The organism is Paenibacillus sp. HGH0039 (assembly GCF_000411255.1).
In the GTDB taxonomy this organism is placed as follows: domain Bacteria; phylum Bacillota; class Bacilli; order Paenibacillales; family NBRC-103111; genus Paenibacillus_F.
The window spans coordinates 472,900-488,978 of sequence record NZ_KE150412.1; the positions used below are offsets into that span (position 1 = coordinate 472,900).

At 54.0% G+C, this 16,079-nt stretch carries 12 protein-coding genes; 3 read left to right on the top strand and 9 right to left on the bottom strand.

What is annotated here, in order from left to right; genetic code table 11:
• Window positions 1-6 precede the first annotated feature (6 nt).
• The 5 genes from HMPREF1207_RS01760 to HMPREF1207_RS01780 all read right to left on the bottom strand — a co-directional run bounded on the left by HMPREF1207_RS01760 (window position 7) and on the right by HMPREF1207_RS01780 (window position 6,384).
• Window positions 7-1,815, bottom strand: coding sequence for a cache domain-containing sensor histidine kinase (locus HMPREF1207_RS01760; protein WP_009673930.1), 1,809 nt, complete (start codon window positions 1,813-1,815; stop codon window positions 7-9).
• Window positions 1,816-2,826, bottom strand: coding sequence for a response regulator transcription factor (locus HMPREF1207_RS01765; RefSeq protein WP_009673971.1), 1,011 nt, complete (start codon window positions 2,824-2,826; stop codon window positions 1,816-1,818).
• Between the two features lie 92 nt (window positions 2,827-2,918).
• Complete coding sequence (locus HMPREF1207_RS01770) at window positions 2,919-4,478, bottom strand: extracellular solute-binding protein (protein WP_009673962.1); 1,560 nt, start codon at window positions 4,476-4,478, stop codon at window positions 2,919-2,921.
• Window positions 4,479-4,539: 61 nt separating this feature from the next.
• Complete coding sequence (locus HMPREF1207_RS01775; RefSeq protein ID WP_009673943.1) at window positions 4,540-5,406, bottom strand: carbohydrate ABC transporter permease; 867 nt, start codon at window positions 5,404-5,406, stop codon at window positions 4,540-4,542.
• Between the two features lie 15 nt (window positions 5,407-5,421).
• Window positions 5,422-6,384 (bottom strand): ABC transporter permease, encoded by a 963-nt coding sequence (locus HMPREF1207_RS01780; RefSeq protein WP_009673959.1) that lies wholly within the window; start codon window positions 6,382-6,384, stop codon window positions 5,422-5,424.
• A gap of 205 nt (window positions 6,385-6,589) precedes the next feature.
• Here HMPREF1207_RS01780 and HMPREF1207_RS01785 point away from each other — a divergent pair, with 205 nt between their 5' ends.
• Window positions 6,590-6,847: a hypothetical protein gene (locus HMPREF1207_RS01785; protein ID WP_009673965.1), complete on the top strand. Its 258-nt coding sequence runs from the start codon at window positions 6,590-6,592 to the stop codon at window positions 6,845-6,847.
• A gap of 46 nt (window positions 6,848-6,893) precedes the next feature.
• On the top strand, window positions 6,894-7,607 hold the full coding sequence (locus tag HMPREF1207_RS01790) for a TioE family transcriptional regulator (protein WP_009673935.1): 714 nt from the start codon (window positions 6,894-6,896) through the stop codon (window positions 7,605-7,607).
• A gap of 260 nt (window positions 7,608-7,867) precedes the next feature.
• Here the strand turns inward: HMPREF1207_RS01790 and HMPREF1207_RS01795 are convergent, their stop codons facing one another.
• Window positions 7,868-10,396 (bottom strand): DUF4855 domain-containing protein, encoded by a 2,529-nt coding sequence (locus HMPREF1207_RS01795; RefSeq protein ID WP_009673976.1) that lies wholly within the window; start codon window positions 10,394-10,396, stop codon window positions 7,868-7,870.
• Window positions 10,397-10,869: 473 nt separating this feature from the next.
• Here HMPREF1207_RS01795 and HMPREF1207_RS01800 point away from each other — a divergent pair, with 473 nt between their 5' ends.
• Complete coding sequence (locus tag HMPREF1207_RS01800; protein WP_009673973.1) at window positions 10,870-11,940, top strand: YncE family protein; 1,071 nt, start codon at window positions 10,870-10,872, stop codon at window positions 11,938-11,940.
• A 174-nt stretch (window positions 11,941-12,114) separates the two neighbouring features.
• Here HMPREF1207_RS01800 and HMPREF1207_RS01805 read toward each other — a convergent pair whose 3' ends face one another.
• The 3 genes from HMPREF1207_RS01805 to HMPREF1207_RS01815 form a co-directional block, all read right to left on the bottom strand.
• Entirely contained in the window at window positions 12,115-13,164 is a 1,050-nt protein-coding gene (locus tag HMPREF1207_RS01805; protein ID WP_009673940.1) for a lytic polysaccharide monooxygenase, read from the bottom strand.
• A 517-nt stretch (window positions 13,165-13,681) separates the two neighbouring features.
• Complete coding sequence (locus tag HMPREF1207_RS01810) at window positions 13,682-14,755, bottom strand: glycosyltransferase WbsX family protein (RefSeq protein ID WP_009673961.1); 1,074 nt, start codon at window positions 14,753-14,755, stop codon at window positions 13,682-13,684.
• Between the two features lie 52 nt (window positions 14,756-14,807).
• The gene (locus HMPREF1207_RS01815) at window positions 14,808-15,893 is read right to left on the bottom strand and encodes a glycosyltransferase family protein (protein WP_009673937.1); all 1,086 of its coding nucleotides are present in this window, start codon (window positions 15,891-15,893) and stop codon (window positions 14,808-14,810) included.
• Window positions 15,894-16,079 lie beyond the last annotated feature (186 nt).

The window sequence follows — 16,079 nt, forward strand, 5'->3', positions numbered from 1 at the left end:
TCAAGTTCAGGAGCCGATGTTCGGAAACCGGATGGAAATCGAGGTGCCTTGGCCCTGGGCGCTGCTTATGGACAGGCCGTACTTTTCTCCGAATACGAGCTGAATGCGGCGGTGCACGTTCATCAGCCCGATTCCTCCGTGCCCTTTACGGCCGGCGAGCGTGGAATCCGCAAGCTGGTTGGACTCCAGCTGGCGCTGCAGGGAAGCCAGCTTCTCCGGAGGAATGCCTACCCCGTTGTCCTCGATCGCGATTACGAGATCTCTGTCCTCCTTGTCCGTCCAGGCGTCCAGCCGGATATAGTGGTAATCCTCGATACCGTCCGCGAACGCGTGCTGAAACACATTCTCGATAAGCGGCTGGAGCGTGAGCCGGGCCGTTTTTTTCAGGAAAAATTCGGGCGTAATCCGCACATCCAGCTCGAAATCCCGCCCTACCCGGTGCTTCATGATCGTCATATAGTTCAGCACATGCTTAAGCTCGTTGACGATGGCGGTTTCTTCAATATGCGTCTGCACCGAGTAACGGAACATGGCGGCGATCGCGTCCACAATTTCCGTGATCTCTTCCGACTGCCGGATTACCGCGTAACAGATAATATTTTCCAGCGTATTGTACAGAAAATGCGGATTGATCTGGAGCTGAAGAGACTGAAGCTCGGCTTTCTGCCGCTCCAGCTCCGCGTCTTTCTTGTCCAGCTCCGTTTTGTACAAGGTATCCATCAGTTCGGACAAGCTTGCGACCATCAAATTGTAGCGGTCGATGAGTTCGCTGAATTCATTGCGCGTGCGCAGTTGGGGAATCTTCATCCAGTTTCCCTGCTCGGTCTGCCGCATGCCTCTTTTGAGGATATGGATCGGTTTCGTGATGACCCGGCCGAACCGGTACGAAATGAGCAGCGCGATAAGCAGCGTGATGCCTCCGACCAGAAACGATAAATACCGGATGCTGGCGATAGGCCTGTTGATGTCTTCGGTCGGGATCGACACCATGAGATTCCATCCCGAATACGAGGACTTCCGGCTGACGATCATGCGCTCTTCTCCGAACGATGCGTCCGTGAACGAAGTCAGCTGCATGTTTTCGAGCTTGGCCAGCAGTTCGCTGTCTATCACCTGGCCGATTCGGGTTTTGTCCGGATGATGCACAATCCTTCCTTCATGATCCACAATAGAGAAAAAACCGCCCGGTCCGAGATTGACTCCCTTCCACAACGTGGAAAATTCATCCGATTTGATTTGGATCGTCAAAATGCCTTTGAATTCGTTAAACACCTGGCCGTGTATTTTACGCGAGAGCGTAATCAACTGGGTATCGCTTTCCGTAAACACGCTGTTATTGATGATCGTCAGGTTGCCGTTGGAATCGGTTTCCTTGTCCAGCTCCTCCAGAGTCGCTCCTGGAACGGGATCCTGGATAATTTTCAGGGCCGGGTTTACGAAGTACACCCAGTTTTTGCTGTAATCCGTCAAATAGACGGTCATAATTTCCGGTGTTTTCAGAAAAAGCGGATCAATGACCTGCTTCTTGAGCGTATCCGTATATTGAAAATACGCGTAATCGTCCTTCGGCGGAGAGTCGAGAAATTTTCTTATATCCGGGTGGGTAAAAAGAGAAAGATGGGCGCGCTCGTACAGCTTCAAATACAGATCCGTATGGTTGACCGCGTTGGATACCGCCTCGATCAGATGCTGTTCGTTTTGCTGCCGCAGCTGACTGGAAGAAATATGGTAGGAAAACCACCCGATCGACGCCGCCGTGATGATCACGACAACCGCGATGTAAATAAAAATCGTCCGGGACAACGTCTTTTTCATTTATTTGATGCCCAGCTGCTGCCGGTATTCAAGCGGAGAAACGCCGGTCACTTTTTTAAACATCCGGGAAAAGTGCGGGTAATTCTCGTAACCGACCTCGTACGCGATATCGTTAGTGCGGTAACGCGGGATTTCCAGCAGCTTTTTGGCCAGCTCGATCCGTTTGAGAATCCGGTACTGAACGAACGTCTCTTTGTGCACTTTTTTGAACAGAAAGCTTAAATACTGCGGGGTGATACCCAAATAATCGGCCGTATCTTCCAGCGACAGCTCCTTCGTGATATGAGCGTCCATATAGTCTTTGGCTTTCAGCATCAGATCTTGTCCCCCTCTTTGCAGCGCGAGCTCGTCGATGATTTTCAGAATGCTGACGTGAAGCTGCTCGAAATAATGAAGGTGATCGCCCGAATCCGGAATTTCCCCGACAATCGGGTGAAACCCTTTGAGGGCAAGCCTTTTCTTCAGCATCGGAAGACAATCCTTCAACAGCTGGACAAAATCGTAATCCGTCCGGGAAGCCGTCAGGCAGTAAGTCTTGAGCTGCTCGAAATACGCCTCCATTTCCTCGATCCGCATCGACCACACCGAATCCGCCAGGTTCCCGATGAGATCCTCGTACTTGGAAATGGACAGGGCCGGGTTCCCCCGTGAAATGAGCCGGCCCAGCAGATCACCGATTTTAGCGGGTGTAAACGGTTTCAAAATGTATTCTTTTACCCCGTACGAAATACAGTTCTGCGCATACTCGAAATCCCCGTACCCGGAAATGATCACCTTCTGCACGAGAGGGTATTGGTCGTGCACCTGTCTGCACAGCTCCAATCCGTCCATTTTGGGCATGCGGATGTCCGTTAAAAGAAGCTGCGGCAGCGATTCCTTCATCCGTTCAAGCGCCTCCTGGCCGTTGCCGGCCGTCCTCACCCACTCGAAATCATACGGCAGCCGCCCCAGCATGGCGACCAGCCCCTGACGGATCAGCGGTTCATCGTCGACCACCAAAATTCGCTTCATGCCGTTCCCTCCTTCGTATACGGATCTGATGTTGTTGTGGAAGGCAAAAAACACATTTACCCGCCCCGGAGAGCGGATAAATGTTTAAACCGTTAGTTCGAATCGCCGAGCTTGACGCCTTCTTTTTTGTTGTACCGCTCGGTTGCTTCCTTGATGATATCATTTCCGCCTTTGGCTTTCCATTCCTCCAGCACCTTCGGCCAATCGGAGATCGGTTCTTTGCCGTACACCATTTTGAGCATATGGTCGAGGATGACCGGCGGCATATCGGAGAACTTCAGCCCGGCATCGGTGAATTTGGCGCTGGACGTAAGCTCCGGCGCGAACGAAATACCGTCCCGGCCTTCTTTGGCCACGATCGTGTCGAATTGTTGGATCAGCTTCTTCCCGTCTTCCGTCTGGCTCAGCAGCGTACGGTTAAGAGCCGTATCTTCGACCAGGCGCAGAATGACCGAGCGGAACTGCTCCTCGTACGTTTCTTCCGGCGTTTTAGGCTGCTTGTAAACCACTTTGCCGTCCTGCGTCTGATACGTGTCTCCTTCGATCCCGAAGTTGAAGAACTTGTCGCCCTGCTCGGTCACCATGAAATTGAGCATTTTGACGATGGCGGCCGCTTTTTCCTTGCTCACCTTGCTGTTGATATACGACAAGCCGCCGGTGTAGCTGTATTTCATCATGCCGCCCTTGCCGTCGTCTCCTACCGGTGACGGAATGATGACGACTTCGGATTTCGGATTCGTGACCTTCGTCGTGTTGATCCACGTCATGAGCAGGTTGGCGTTATGATTCCAGATGCCTGACTTGCCCGCATTGATGTTGTTCGTCCATTTGTTGCCGTCCACGCTGGCGAAATCTTTCGTCATCAGCCCTTCGTCGTACATCGTTTTGTAAACCTGGAGGGCCTTCTGCATTTGTTCCACCTTGAAAAATTTCGGTACGACTTCGTCGCCGATTTTCTCGAACATCGTGCTGTAAGGCATCACATCGTAGGCGCCGAAAATAAAATCGGAGTAGACGAAATTTTGCCGGAAAGCGAACGGCTGCTCGACCCCGTTCTTTTTCATGGCCCGCAGCACATTCAGAAACTCGTCGATCGTCTTCGGAGCCGGCAGCCCCGTCGCGTCCAGAAGATCCTTACGGATAAAAGTGGCTCTGCGTGTCGGTACCGACAAGTATTCCGGAATGGCGTAGATTTTACCTTTGTATTTAACTTCCTCCCACGCTTCTTTTGGAATCGCTTTCAATAAATCCTGGCCGTATTCTTTCAAAAGATCATCAAGGGGCATGAACAGCCCGCCTTTTATCGCGCCAAGCATATCCGGCCCTTCCGGGAACATCCCCTGGATCGTATTCATGACGTCGGGGAGGTCGTTGCTGGCGAACATGAGAGCCGTCTTGGGCTTGAATTCGGCATGCGGCACCAGTTTGATATCCAGCTGTACGCCGGTCATCTCGCCGAGCTTTTTCACCCATTTGTCGTTGTTAATATCGGTGCTGGCGAGCGCATATTTGTTCAAGGAATCGCTCAGCGACAAGGATACTTTCACCGGTCCGGGCGGTTCCTTCGGACTCGCCCCTTGGCCCGAGCAGGCCGTCAGAGCCAAAGATGCGGTCAACGTGAGGAACAGCGCGCTTTTTTTCCATCTTTTCATGTGGACATCCCCCTTAAGGTGCGTGTGTCTAACCTGATTCATAACATCTTGAATCCTGGGATTAAGACTTGATCGATCCGATCAGCATGCCTTTAATAAAATGCTTCTGCAGGAACGGGTAGACAAGCATGATCGGGATCGTCGCAATGACGATAACCGCCATTTTGAGGCCTTCCGGTGACAAGTTGGCTATGTCGCCCGCCGTATTGGCAAGGTCCGAGGAATCCGTGACGACGTATTCCCTCAGCTTCACCTGGAGCGGGAACAAGGCCCGTTCGTTTATATAATAAAGCGCGTTGGAATAGTTGTTCCAGAGGGCTACGGAATAAATGATGCTCATCGTGGCCATCGCCGGCTTCGAAAGCGGCAGAATCATCGTCCACAGGATGCGCAGCTCCCCCGCCCCGTCTATCCGCGCCGACTCGATCAGTTCGTTCGGGATCGACTGGAAGAAAGAGCGCATCACGAACAGGTTAAACGCGCTGATCGCGCCCGGGAGCATCAGAGCCCACAGGCTGTCGAGCATTCCCAGCGAGCGGATGAGCAGGTAGTTGGGAATCAGCGGCGCGTGGAAGATCATCGTGATCAGCACGAGCACGAGAATCCCTTTGCGTTCCCTGTATTCGGACCGGGACAGCGGATAAGCCAGGCTGGCCGTCATCACCAGGGCGATCAAGGTTCCGGCGACCGTAACGAGGGCGCTGATGCCGAACGCCCTCCAGATCGCCGACTGCTGGAGCACGGTGGTATAGTTCGACAGCGTCCAGTCGGAGGGCCACAGCAGTACGCTGCCGCTGCTGAGCGCTCCGGCCCCGCTGAACGATTTGGCGACGATATTCAGGATCGGCAAAATCATGGCAAGCGAAATCAGCAGCAGGATCACGGGATTCAGCAGCGCCGTCTTGCTTTGTTTTTCCAAGGGAGACAAGCTGGTTCCTCCTTCCTAGTATAATCCTTCTCCGGTAGTTTTTTTGCTGAATTTATTCGCCGATACGATTAGCACGAAACCGATTAAGGACTTGAACAGGCCGATTGCCGTCGTGTAGCTGTATTCTCTCTGGATCAGGCCCACTCTGTAGATGTACGTGTCGAGAATGTCGCCGCTTCCGTTCGTTAAGGGATTGAGGAAAACGAAAACCCTTTCAAAACCGAGATCCAGAAAATTCCCGATCTGCAGCAAAAACAGAATCGTAATCGTCGGCATGATCGAAGGAATCGTAATCGAGAACGTCTGCTTCCACCGGCTCGCCCCGTCCATCTGCGCGGCTTCGTACAAATCGGGATTGATGCCGCTCATGGCCGCGAGGTAAATGATCGTGCTCCACCCGGCGTCTCGCCAGATACCGGAGCTTACGATAATGGAGCGGATGTACGAATCCTCCCCCATAAAGTACACCGGTTCCCGGCCGAAGAGGCCCAGGATGTAATTGATGGCGCCGCTTGTCGGGGACAGAAGCTCGATCACAATTCCGCCTACGACGACCCAGGAAAGGAAGTGCGGCAGATAAACCGACGTCTGGACAAAGCGTTTGTAAGCCGCATTGCGCAGCTCGTTCATCATCAGCGCCAGAATAATCGGAATCGGGAAGCCGAACAGCAGCGTGTAAAACCCGATGGAGAGCGTATTTCCCAGAATGTGCCAGAAATCCGCGTACTCGATCATCCGCCTGAAATTGTCGAGTCCGATCCAATCGCTCTGCCAGATTCCCGCGAAGATGTTGTAATCCTGAAACGCCATCACAGATCCCGTCAGCGGGATGTATTTGAAGATCAGGAAATACGCGATACCCGGGAGTGACAAGAGGTATAACACTTTGAACCGGCTGTAATAGGCGAAAAAACCGGCCTTCTTCCTCGTACGATGTCTTTTCGATTCGGCTCCGAGACCGGCCCCGCTGTAGCTCACATTCCATCACCCTTGCTTTGTTTGGTATGATTGAAGTGTACCTTACGGGCCGTTCAATCGGGATACCGTGACTTAACATGAGTTATCTTTTTTTAAGGTCCCGCAATTCCTAAGAAAAAACATCATGGGCCCCGTGGTATAGTAAAGCTAGTTTTATCCGCTCCTAGGAGAAGACACCCATTATTTGCGGAGAGGAGGTAATGACGTGCCGACTAACCTTCCTGACGAGCCGAATAAAAAAGCGGCATCCGGACCGGAATCCGATTTTCCCGCAGGCCTGTCCAAGCCCGCACTCCGCGCGCTTGCCGGAGCCGGCTTCCTGCGGCTGGAGCAGCTGACCCGGGTCACCGAGAAAGAGCTGCTCCAGCTGCACGGCATGGGTCCCAAAGGGATTGAACTGCTGCGTCCCGCCCTGGCGGCCAAAGGACTGTGTTTCGCAGCAGCAGCCGGAACATCGTCCTAAACAAACGCTGAAACCGCCGATTTCCGTGCGGAGAAAGGCCCGAGACATGGAGTACTACAAGCCCATCGACATTGCCCGACAACTGAACATCAGCACGAGCGCCTTGCGGCATTACGAATCGTGGGGCGTCGTTCCTGCGCCGGACCGGGCCACGAACGGGTACCGCCTGTACACGAGGATGCATCTGGCGTATTTCCGCTGTCTGCGCGCCATGTTCCCCGCCTTCGGCGTCGGACTCAGCTGCGATGTGCTTCGCCATATCCAGCGCGGCGATATGGACAGCGCGTTCTGGCTCGTCAGCCATGAGCAGTCCGTCCTCCAGCATGAAAAAGCGGTGGCCGACAAGACACTCGCTCTCCTCCAAGACCCCGAGCTGCCGATCCTCGCCAACAAAAAGCTGAAAAGCGCGATGACCATCGGCGAAGCCGCCTCTCTCACCGGTGTCCAGGATTCCGCCATCCGCCATTGGGAAAAAGAAGGGCTGCTCAAGCCGGGTAGAGATCCGGACAACGGGTACCGGATTTTTACGCCTATGCACATCCGGCAGATTCTGCTGATCCGCACGCTGCGCAGAACGGTTTACTTCCTGGAAAGAATGAAGGATATCGTACAAGCCGTGGAACACCAGAGCATCGAAAAGGCGAAAAAAGTGACGGAGCAAGCGCTTCATAGCATTCATGAGAGGAACCGGCAGCAGTTCCGTGCTGTCTCTGAACTCGTCGAGCTTTGCAAAGAAGTCGGATTAATGGAACGGGATTGACCTAACCTCCCTCCCCCTTTCATCTCCATACAAAAAACCGCCCGCTTCCTTCAAAGGAAGCGGGCGGCGGTTCTATGAGCCTTCCTATGCGTATACGTGCCGGACGTATGACAGGAACAGGCTCCTTTCTATTTTCAAAGCATGCTTTGCCGGCAATCGTAAGTTCACTCTTGTACTACTCTTGTACGCCTTTAGTTCCTATGCGCAGTCACCGTCCGGGATGAACGGCTCAGCGCCGGTCGGCGGCTAGAGGCTGGCGGCTACTTCAAGATTTTACTCGCCACGGCAGAGAGATCCTGATTATTAATTTTACCGTCTTTATTGATGTCCAGGTGCTTGACCTGCTCCCAGTCCGTACTTTGTTTCGTTTTTCCGTACGGAGCCGCCACGATGGCCAGGTCACCAACGCTCACTTTGCCGTCTCCGTTATAATCGCCCGGAACCGATCCCGCGGTTTGTACGGTCAGAGACGAAGGCGCGGCCGCCGCTTCTTGTCCGTCGCGGTCACCCATCACCGCGCTCGTGACGGAGACAACTCCTTTGATCGTCTGGTTGTCCTTTTTGCTGCGGAAGGTTAATTCGAGCAGCTTGGCGGGACCCGTCACGGCATGGCTGTCACCTTGACTGGCCACCAGCAGCCGGAGCTGCCCAGGTGTTTTTTTGTCGGTTTCAAGCAGGGAGATTCCGTCCAAAACGGGCTTCGCCGACACAAAATCCATAAACGCGGCGTCATATTCGACTTTAATATCCTGCGCGTATACCGCCTGCGATCCTCCGGTCAGGCCGTAGGTAACGGAGAACTTCTCTCCCGCCGGAACCGTTCCGCTGCCTGTCAATACGGTCTGCCAGCCCGTCTGCCCCGCCGCAATCGTCACCGTCACCGTGGCGACATTGGAATCCGTCTTGCCGTCGCTGGCTTTGAACGTGAACGTGTCGGTCCCCGTCTGGCCCTTGCCCGGCGTATACGTGAACGTCCCCTTGGACGCATCCGTCACGGCGGCATTTCCCTTGACGCCGTTGCGCACAATGCTGTAAGTCAGCGGATCGCCGTCGTCATCCGTCGCCGGAAGAGTACCGGAGACGGGCGTATCCGGCGGTGTACTGAGTGCGCTGTCTGAAGCTACGGGAGCCCCTCCCGCCGGAGTCCCGCCTTTGGTGAACTCGTAGAGCTTGTCGTACAGGCCGCGGATTTCCGGATCGGAGCTTGCCGCCGCCTGGGCCATGACAGGCCCGCTGCCTTTATAGTAAGCCTTGAAGGGGCTTCCCTTAAAGCCGAACTGCTCGCCCGCATCCAGGTATTCCAGGAATCTCTTGCGGAATACGGCATCGGTCAGCATCCGGTCGTCGAATTCAAGCTCGACGCCCATTCCGAACCTCTTGGCCGTTTCGGCCGCGTCTTGCAGGCGGTCTATGTTCAGGGGCTCGAAATAATAGTTCGGCTGGAAAGTGACCGCGTCAAACCCGACATCCTTCCACATGTAGCTTTTGTACGCGAGGAAATGGGGAATCCAGAACGACTTCAGCCCTTTCTCGTGAACGAGACCATTCGTAAAGCGCAGAAGATCCGGCCCCGAGCTGCTCGTTCCCACCTGCTCCTGCAACCAGTAGTAACCGGAAAGCTCCAGATTGGAATAGTGCTTTTCTTCGAACTTACGGCTGACCTCGTCGATCCACCAGCGGATCACCTTCTGCCGGTTGGCGATGGCTTTATCCTTCCCTACCGCGCCCTCGTTGAAATTCTCGGTGACGCCGTCTCCGTCGATATCCCCGAAATCGGTTGTATATTCGCCCGGATTAGGGATCATCATGACCGTTTTCGTTTTGTGGCCGGGCTGTCCCAGCTTCTGGCCGACTTCCTTCGTCGCTTCGTTAAGCTGCTCCAGGTCTCCCTGATCCGCGAACGTTTTATCCAGGTACCATTTCCAGTCCGTCAGCAGCGCCCCCCCTTCTCCGAAATCGCGTCCTTGCGGCGACTGCAGACCGAGGACAAGGGCTCCGTCAAAAAACCAGTCGACGGGCTTTCCTTCCTTGTTCACATAGCCGATCTCGGGAACCAGTTTCTCCTTCGTCATTTTGACGCCGTCCGAGTAGTATCCGTTGTACAGCAGCGACAGGTTGCGGATACCTGCGGTGTTTTCACCGGGCTGCATATAATCGAAAGCTTCCGCAGGCACCTGCTTCGCCCCTTCGATTTTGCCGTCGGCTCCCCAGATCTCGATCTCGTCGATAAACTCCCACGCCTTCGGATGCATGGAGAACGCCACTTTGACATAACGGGCATAGGCCATCTTCGCATCGGAGCCCGCATTAGGGATGCCGTCCTTGCTTCCGTCCCACGTATAGAACTGGTCGACAGGCGGACCGTCCGTCCACAAATGCTCCGTCGCCTTATGGGCTACCGTTCCCCAGTTCTGCTTATCGTCGGACACATACATGGAGACCGTCAGAGGGAAAAGAACCGCCGATCCCGGCCAATCCTGCAGAAAATGCGCCCGGATCTTGGAAATAGACTTGGCCTCGCCCAGATCGAAGACGATTTCACGGGTCTGCTTATTTAAGCTTCCGACCCAGGACGGGTCCGTCACATTCGCGCTGCCGATCACTCCGTCGGTAAGCTTGCCGGACGGATCCGGATAGTTTGAATGAGGAGCTTCGGACCATTCGTACTTCAAGCCTTTGGCAAGATTGCGCACTTCCGGCTGAGCTTGGGCGCCGTATGCCTGGGGAAGCATCGTAGCCATCAAGGTCACTCCCAGTGCCAGCGATAACCATTTCTTCTTCGAACTCATAATTTCCCTCCTAAAATGGGTGATATGAAAGCGCCTACAATGTAACCTTAAGAGACGCGCCTCTTGAATAAAAGAGATAACTTCCGACTTTTATATACACTTCTTTACTTCACGCTTTCAAATCGTGTGTCCTCAAGTTTTTGCATAATAGGGCCTTTTTGGCTTTCCGATCTCTTCCCTCCAGCCGTAATTTACACGCGGAAACAGCAAAAAAGCCGATTACCGCGGCCTGTCGAAAGCCGGCTATTCGGTTTGGCTATTCGGTTTGGCTGTTGGGATCGGCCGCTGCCCTCCTCCCGCTTTTTCTTACCGTTACGGGCTGGTCTTCTCCACTTTGTTAGCAAGCGAAATCCGGTCAAACCATTGGCAAAAAGACGAGTCGGATTGAGCCTCGGATGGGCAGACGCATAAGCAACTGTCTTGATCTTGAATAAAGTGTCGTAGTTCCCATTAGAAAGGCAGGACTGCGATCCATGTTGAAAGCAACCCTTATCCGAAGAAAATCACTACCGAAAGTCATTGCTACGATTCCTGTAAATTCTCCCCTTCATGTCGCCATTAACCGCAAAACGAACCGGGTGTTCGTAACCCGGAGCTTGGATGCGCTGGCGGTAATCAACGGCTTTACCAATCGTGTCATTAAAACCATCCCTATCGAAAACGCGCCGAATCACCTGGTGGTCAACGCACGGAAAAACCGTGTTCACACGTTAAACACGGCAGTAACGGCGAATCCCCACGGACTTACCGGAAGCGTGAGTCTGGTGAACGGCGCGACGAACCGGCTGGTATCGTCCGTTAACGTCGGCAAGGACGGCGCGGCTATCGTCTTGAACGCCGCAACCAACCGGGTGTTTGTCGTCAACGCGGGCAGCGACTCCGTCACCGTGATCAACGGGCGCACCAACCGGGTCATTACAACCGTTAAAGTAGGCGACACGCCGTTTAACGCGGCCGTCAATCCGTTCACCAACCGGATCTTTGTGTCCAACAACAGCGCCGGCACGGTTTCCGTCATCAACGGAGCCAACAATAAAGTAATCGCTACCGTTAAAGTAGGCACAGGACCGGACACCATCGCGATCAATCCCCTGACCGACCGGATCTTTGTCGCGAATACGAACAGCAGCTCCGTTTCGGTCATTAACGGAAAAACGAATAAAGTCATCAAAACAATCCGTGTGGGCGCATTTCCTTCCGACATCAAAGTCAACCTAAAAACCAACCGGATCTACACCGCAAATTCGTCCGGCAATACGGTTTCCGTCATCAGCGGAAAAAAACTGTCGGTTATCGACACGATCGGAGTCGGGAGCCAGCCGTCCGTTCTCGGTATCGATACAAAGAAGAACCGCATCTTCGTCGCTAACGCTTCTCCGAATCTATCGAGAGGAACCGTTTCGGTCATCAGCGGTTTCAAGAACAAGGTCATTGCCACCCTTACGGTCGGTGCCCAGCCGTCGGACCTCAGCGTCAATTCCAAAACGCACCGGGTGTATGTGACCAACAGCAACGGTGACAGCGTTTCGGTTATCCGGTCGTAATCCACGCGCAAAGTTTACCCCTGGGCCTGACTGCCGGCAGGGACAAGGAAGCCCGGCCTCATTCATTCGAATGAACGGCCGGGCTTCTCAATCCTCTTGAGGTGCCGCATGCATAAAAAAGATGACTCCCGAATATTCGGAAGTCATCCTGGGACTAACGGTCAGCGGCGGCTGTTATGGAATCACTTTCCATACGCCGGAGTTGCTGCCGGGTGTTTCGCCCTGCGTCCACCATTTGGCTTCGTAGTTGACGCCGTTGTACGTCACCTTGCTTCCGCCCGTATAAGCGGTCGAAGCGTTCCAGGCCGGATAAGTCGTGCCAACGATTGTGGTGAAGCTGGCGGTGTTGCTGGCCGCCGATACATTGCCAGCAGCGTCAACGGCTTTGACCGTGATGGCGTAGGCCGTATTGGCCGTCAGGCCCGTCAGGTTGAAGCTGAGCGCTCCGCTGGTCGTGCCGATTTGAGTGGAACCGTTGTAGATCCGGTAGCCGGCTACACCGACATTGTCGGAAGACGCCGTCCAGGATACGGTTGCGCTTGTAGCGGCAACATTGGAAGCCGTCAGGCCTGTTGGTGCCGTCGGAGCTGACGTGTCGGGAGTACCCGGAGATCCGCCGAAGTTCACGTCGATTACGTTGTAGAAAGCGTTGGCCGTATCGGCGATTTCCCAAACGGCAAGGATTACTTGATAACCCGTTCTGCTCGGAACGTTACACGTGTCGGAGTACGAACCGGAAGGTTGTCCCTTGTACGGTACGTTGCAGAAAGGCGTCAAGTCGAAGGAAGCGCGGCTCAAAGGCGCATTCGGGTTCCAGTCCTGCTTCGTGATGTAGTATTTCCAAGCGGACGTCGCATGCGGAACTTTCAGCGTCCAGTTGAAAGTCGTCGGGCCCGGGCTGAGGTTTACTTTGGTCCAGCGGGTGGACGACTGCTCGTCGAGCGGTGCGAACTGGCCGTTCGCGCTTGCGATTTTACCGTCGGCAGGTCCCGCGGCGGGGAAGCCTTTAAGCGCTTCGAGGCTGTAAGGCTCGTAAATAATCAGACCGCAGTTTTTGTTCACTCCGCTGGCGCAAAGAGCGGCGCGGCTGGACGGGTTACTGACATACCCGTGAGCGGAAGCTTTATTTTCCAGCAGAAGAAGCATGGCGATGGACAGCATGAGCATAATAGCTCCGGCCGCAAGCATCTTGATCATCCCTTGATAGGGCAAACGAATGGTCACTATAAATTCCTCCTTTTAGTGGGCGATGAAAATGAAAGCGTTTTAACAAATGCCGGCGTTGGAGCCGGGTCTACCATTAAGTACAAGTGGGCAGCGGCAAAGATTATTCCTGCGGATACCCCTGCATCCTCCTCCTTTCAGGGGATCGCGGCTGGCTGCAAACAAAGCTAACCGCCTCTTTCCTCTTCGCGACAGCGTGCGTAAGCGATTTCATAAACAGCCGGATAGTAAGCTGCATGGCCACAGCCACCCGGCTAGAACGTAGAATCCGGCGCATACTGTCGAAAATACACCTCATATTATACCTCATATTACAAATTATACAATAACATGATACAACTGTTTGTTTTCTTTTAATGACGACATAATAACGGTTATTTTCTCCCTATCTAAAAAAGACACACCCGCAGAAAACGGATGTGCTTTGTAATGCCTTTCGGTCGCCAGCAGGAGGAACACGCGCATAAGAACCCCCCCTGCCGCCGGAGCAGGCGAAGCGCCGGGAGACCGCAGCCGGTCAGAGGTTCCCGTAAGAAGCCGCGCTGTTAAGTTCCAGAGCCGCTTTAACGGCCTCCAGCACCTGATAGCCGTACTTCGTGTCCGGCTCCAGATATGCTCCCTCCGCCCATTCGTTCCAGGCGTTGATAAACAGAAATTCGCTGCCGAAAGTCTCCCTGGCTCTCGCGATTTGCCGGGACAAGTACCAGCCGAATTTCCGCGGAGTCATGCCCAGAGTGCTCTGGCCGTCAGCACCTTTCCGGGGCGTATTATCCCAGTTGACGAAAGCGCCGGGATAAATCACTTCGCCGTTCCTGTGCGGCGTGCGCCCCAGGATGTTTGTCCATGTCCGGTCGTAGTCAACGGCCAGATGCCCCTTTCCCATGACCGGGATTTGCAGCCAGGGCAGATGTATGCTGCCGTGGGCGAATGTGTAATGCGGTTCGAACTCCACGCTGGCGTCAAACCCGTGCTGCGTGCCGACGGGGAAACCGCCGAGCGTCCGCACCAGATGAAGCCCCTCCAAGCCGTTGAGGCGCGCCAGGTTTCTCCAGTGGTTGAGCATGGCTTCGCACTTCGGAATGCTCGCGGGCCTGTAAATCAGGAGCACCGGCTTGCCGTCGACACGGATGTACCGTTTATCCCTGAATGCATCCAGGAGCGCATAGAAGTGCAGACTCCAGTCTGCTTCGTTCCCGTAATCCTGGGGCATCAGCACATCCGACTCCATACCGTCCCATCTCCGTGTCCAAGGCTCGTTGGCCCAGGACAGGCAGAAGGGAAAATCCGGATCCCCGCTCGCCAATATATGCTGAACGGGCTTCTCAAGCAGCCGCTTTCCTTTAAACCAGTAATGGTAATAGCAAAATCCGTAAATCCCGTAGTCCCGGGCTGTCCGGGCCTGCCACTGCCTTGCGCGCGGATCGGTCAGGTCATAATAATAATCGTTCAGAGGGGCTCTGGGCTGACTATGATGCCTGTATAACGCAACGGACTTTTTTACGTTCGTCCACTCCGTGAAGCCTTTTCCCCACCAGCGGTCGTTCTCCTCAATCCGATGAAACTGGGGCAGTAAAAAGGCAATGAGCTTCAATGCCTATCCCTCCTTGTTGAATAAGAACGCACCCCGGATGTCCTCCGCCGGTTCAGTCGAATACAAGGTCCAGCAGTTGTATGCCTTTTTGAAGAAAAGAATGATTGTACTTGTTGTCGGCCAGAGCTCTCGAAGCGGCGAGCCGCCGGTGATCGACGTTTTCCCGGTAATACAGAAATTTATCCGCAAACTCATCCTGCGTCTGAAAGGTGACCCAGTCCCCCGCTTCCAAAAAGGGCGTCAATTCGGAGTGCTGCTGGATGAGCTGAAACGCGCCGCAGGCCGCCACTTCCAGCGTCTGCATGAGGGAACCGCTGCAGTTGATCACGATGCGGGCTCCGTTGTAATAAGGCGCCAAATCTTCATCCGGCGGAATAATAATCAGAGAGGGGAACGTTTCCCAGCCTCTTCCGCATGCCCTAACCTTCTCATCGGCCGGTAAGTCCGAAAAGGCGAACGAATACAGAATGCTTTTGGGCTCGGCGTCACCGATCAGCAACAGATCGGATTTATAGCGGTCCTCGACCGGTCTCGGAAAATACATGCCGGTATCGGAGGCGTAGGGCAGACAAACGCAGTTTCGGCATTGTAACGCCCGGTAAACGGGGATGTGGGCCATTTTCTGAGTAAGGATATAATCGAACAAAGAAACCGTCCGCGAATCCAAATCGAACGGCTTCTCTTTGTCGGACAGCCAGAGCACCTTACGAACCGGTGTGTTTTTCAAGGCGTACGTACTTTCATCGGAGAACGGCTCTTCCCCGCCTATAATCAGAATCAGGTCAAGGTCCGGCCGGTTTAGCTGCTCCGCCATAGGCTGGGTGTATTTGATTGTCGTCACATTTCTCGCCAAATGCCTCAACTGCTCTTCAAGCAGTATCTCGTTCGGTGCGCCCGGCATAGGGTGGTCGGGTGCAACAAGAAGCAGGTTCATCCGCTTGTAAGGCCGTTTTTTAGTGATCTCCCGGCTCTGGACATCCCGCGGCAGCGGCAACTCGTTCCGAGTACCGGGCCGGTTAACGGACATCGTGTGTTTGAGCGGCTGAGGCTTCTTGTTTAACGGTTTTTTCACATCATTTAAAATCCATTTATTTTGCGCCTGTTTGGAAGGGGATTTCTTCTTGATCGTTTTTTTCATGCTGCTCCTCATTTCCGCATAGTCCTCGGATAGCGACAACGTCCGTTTCAAGGGGGCTTTTAAGCTAGCATATGCACAGGTAAAATCATTTGATTTAGTGTGTTTATCCCAAATTGATAGGCAGTTGAACAAAAAAAAGCTCATTTCAGTGATTTAGGCGCTTTTTCGGCCGAAAATGTGTCAACA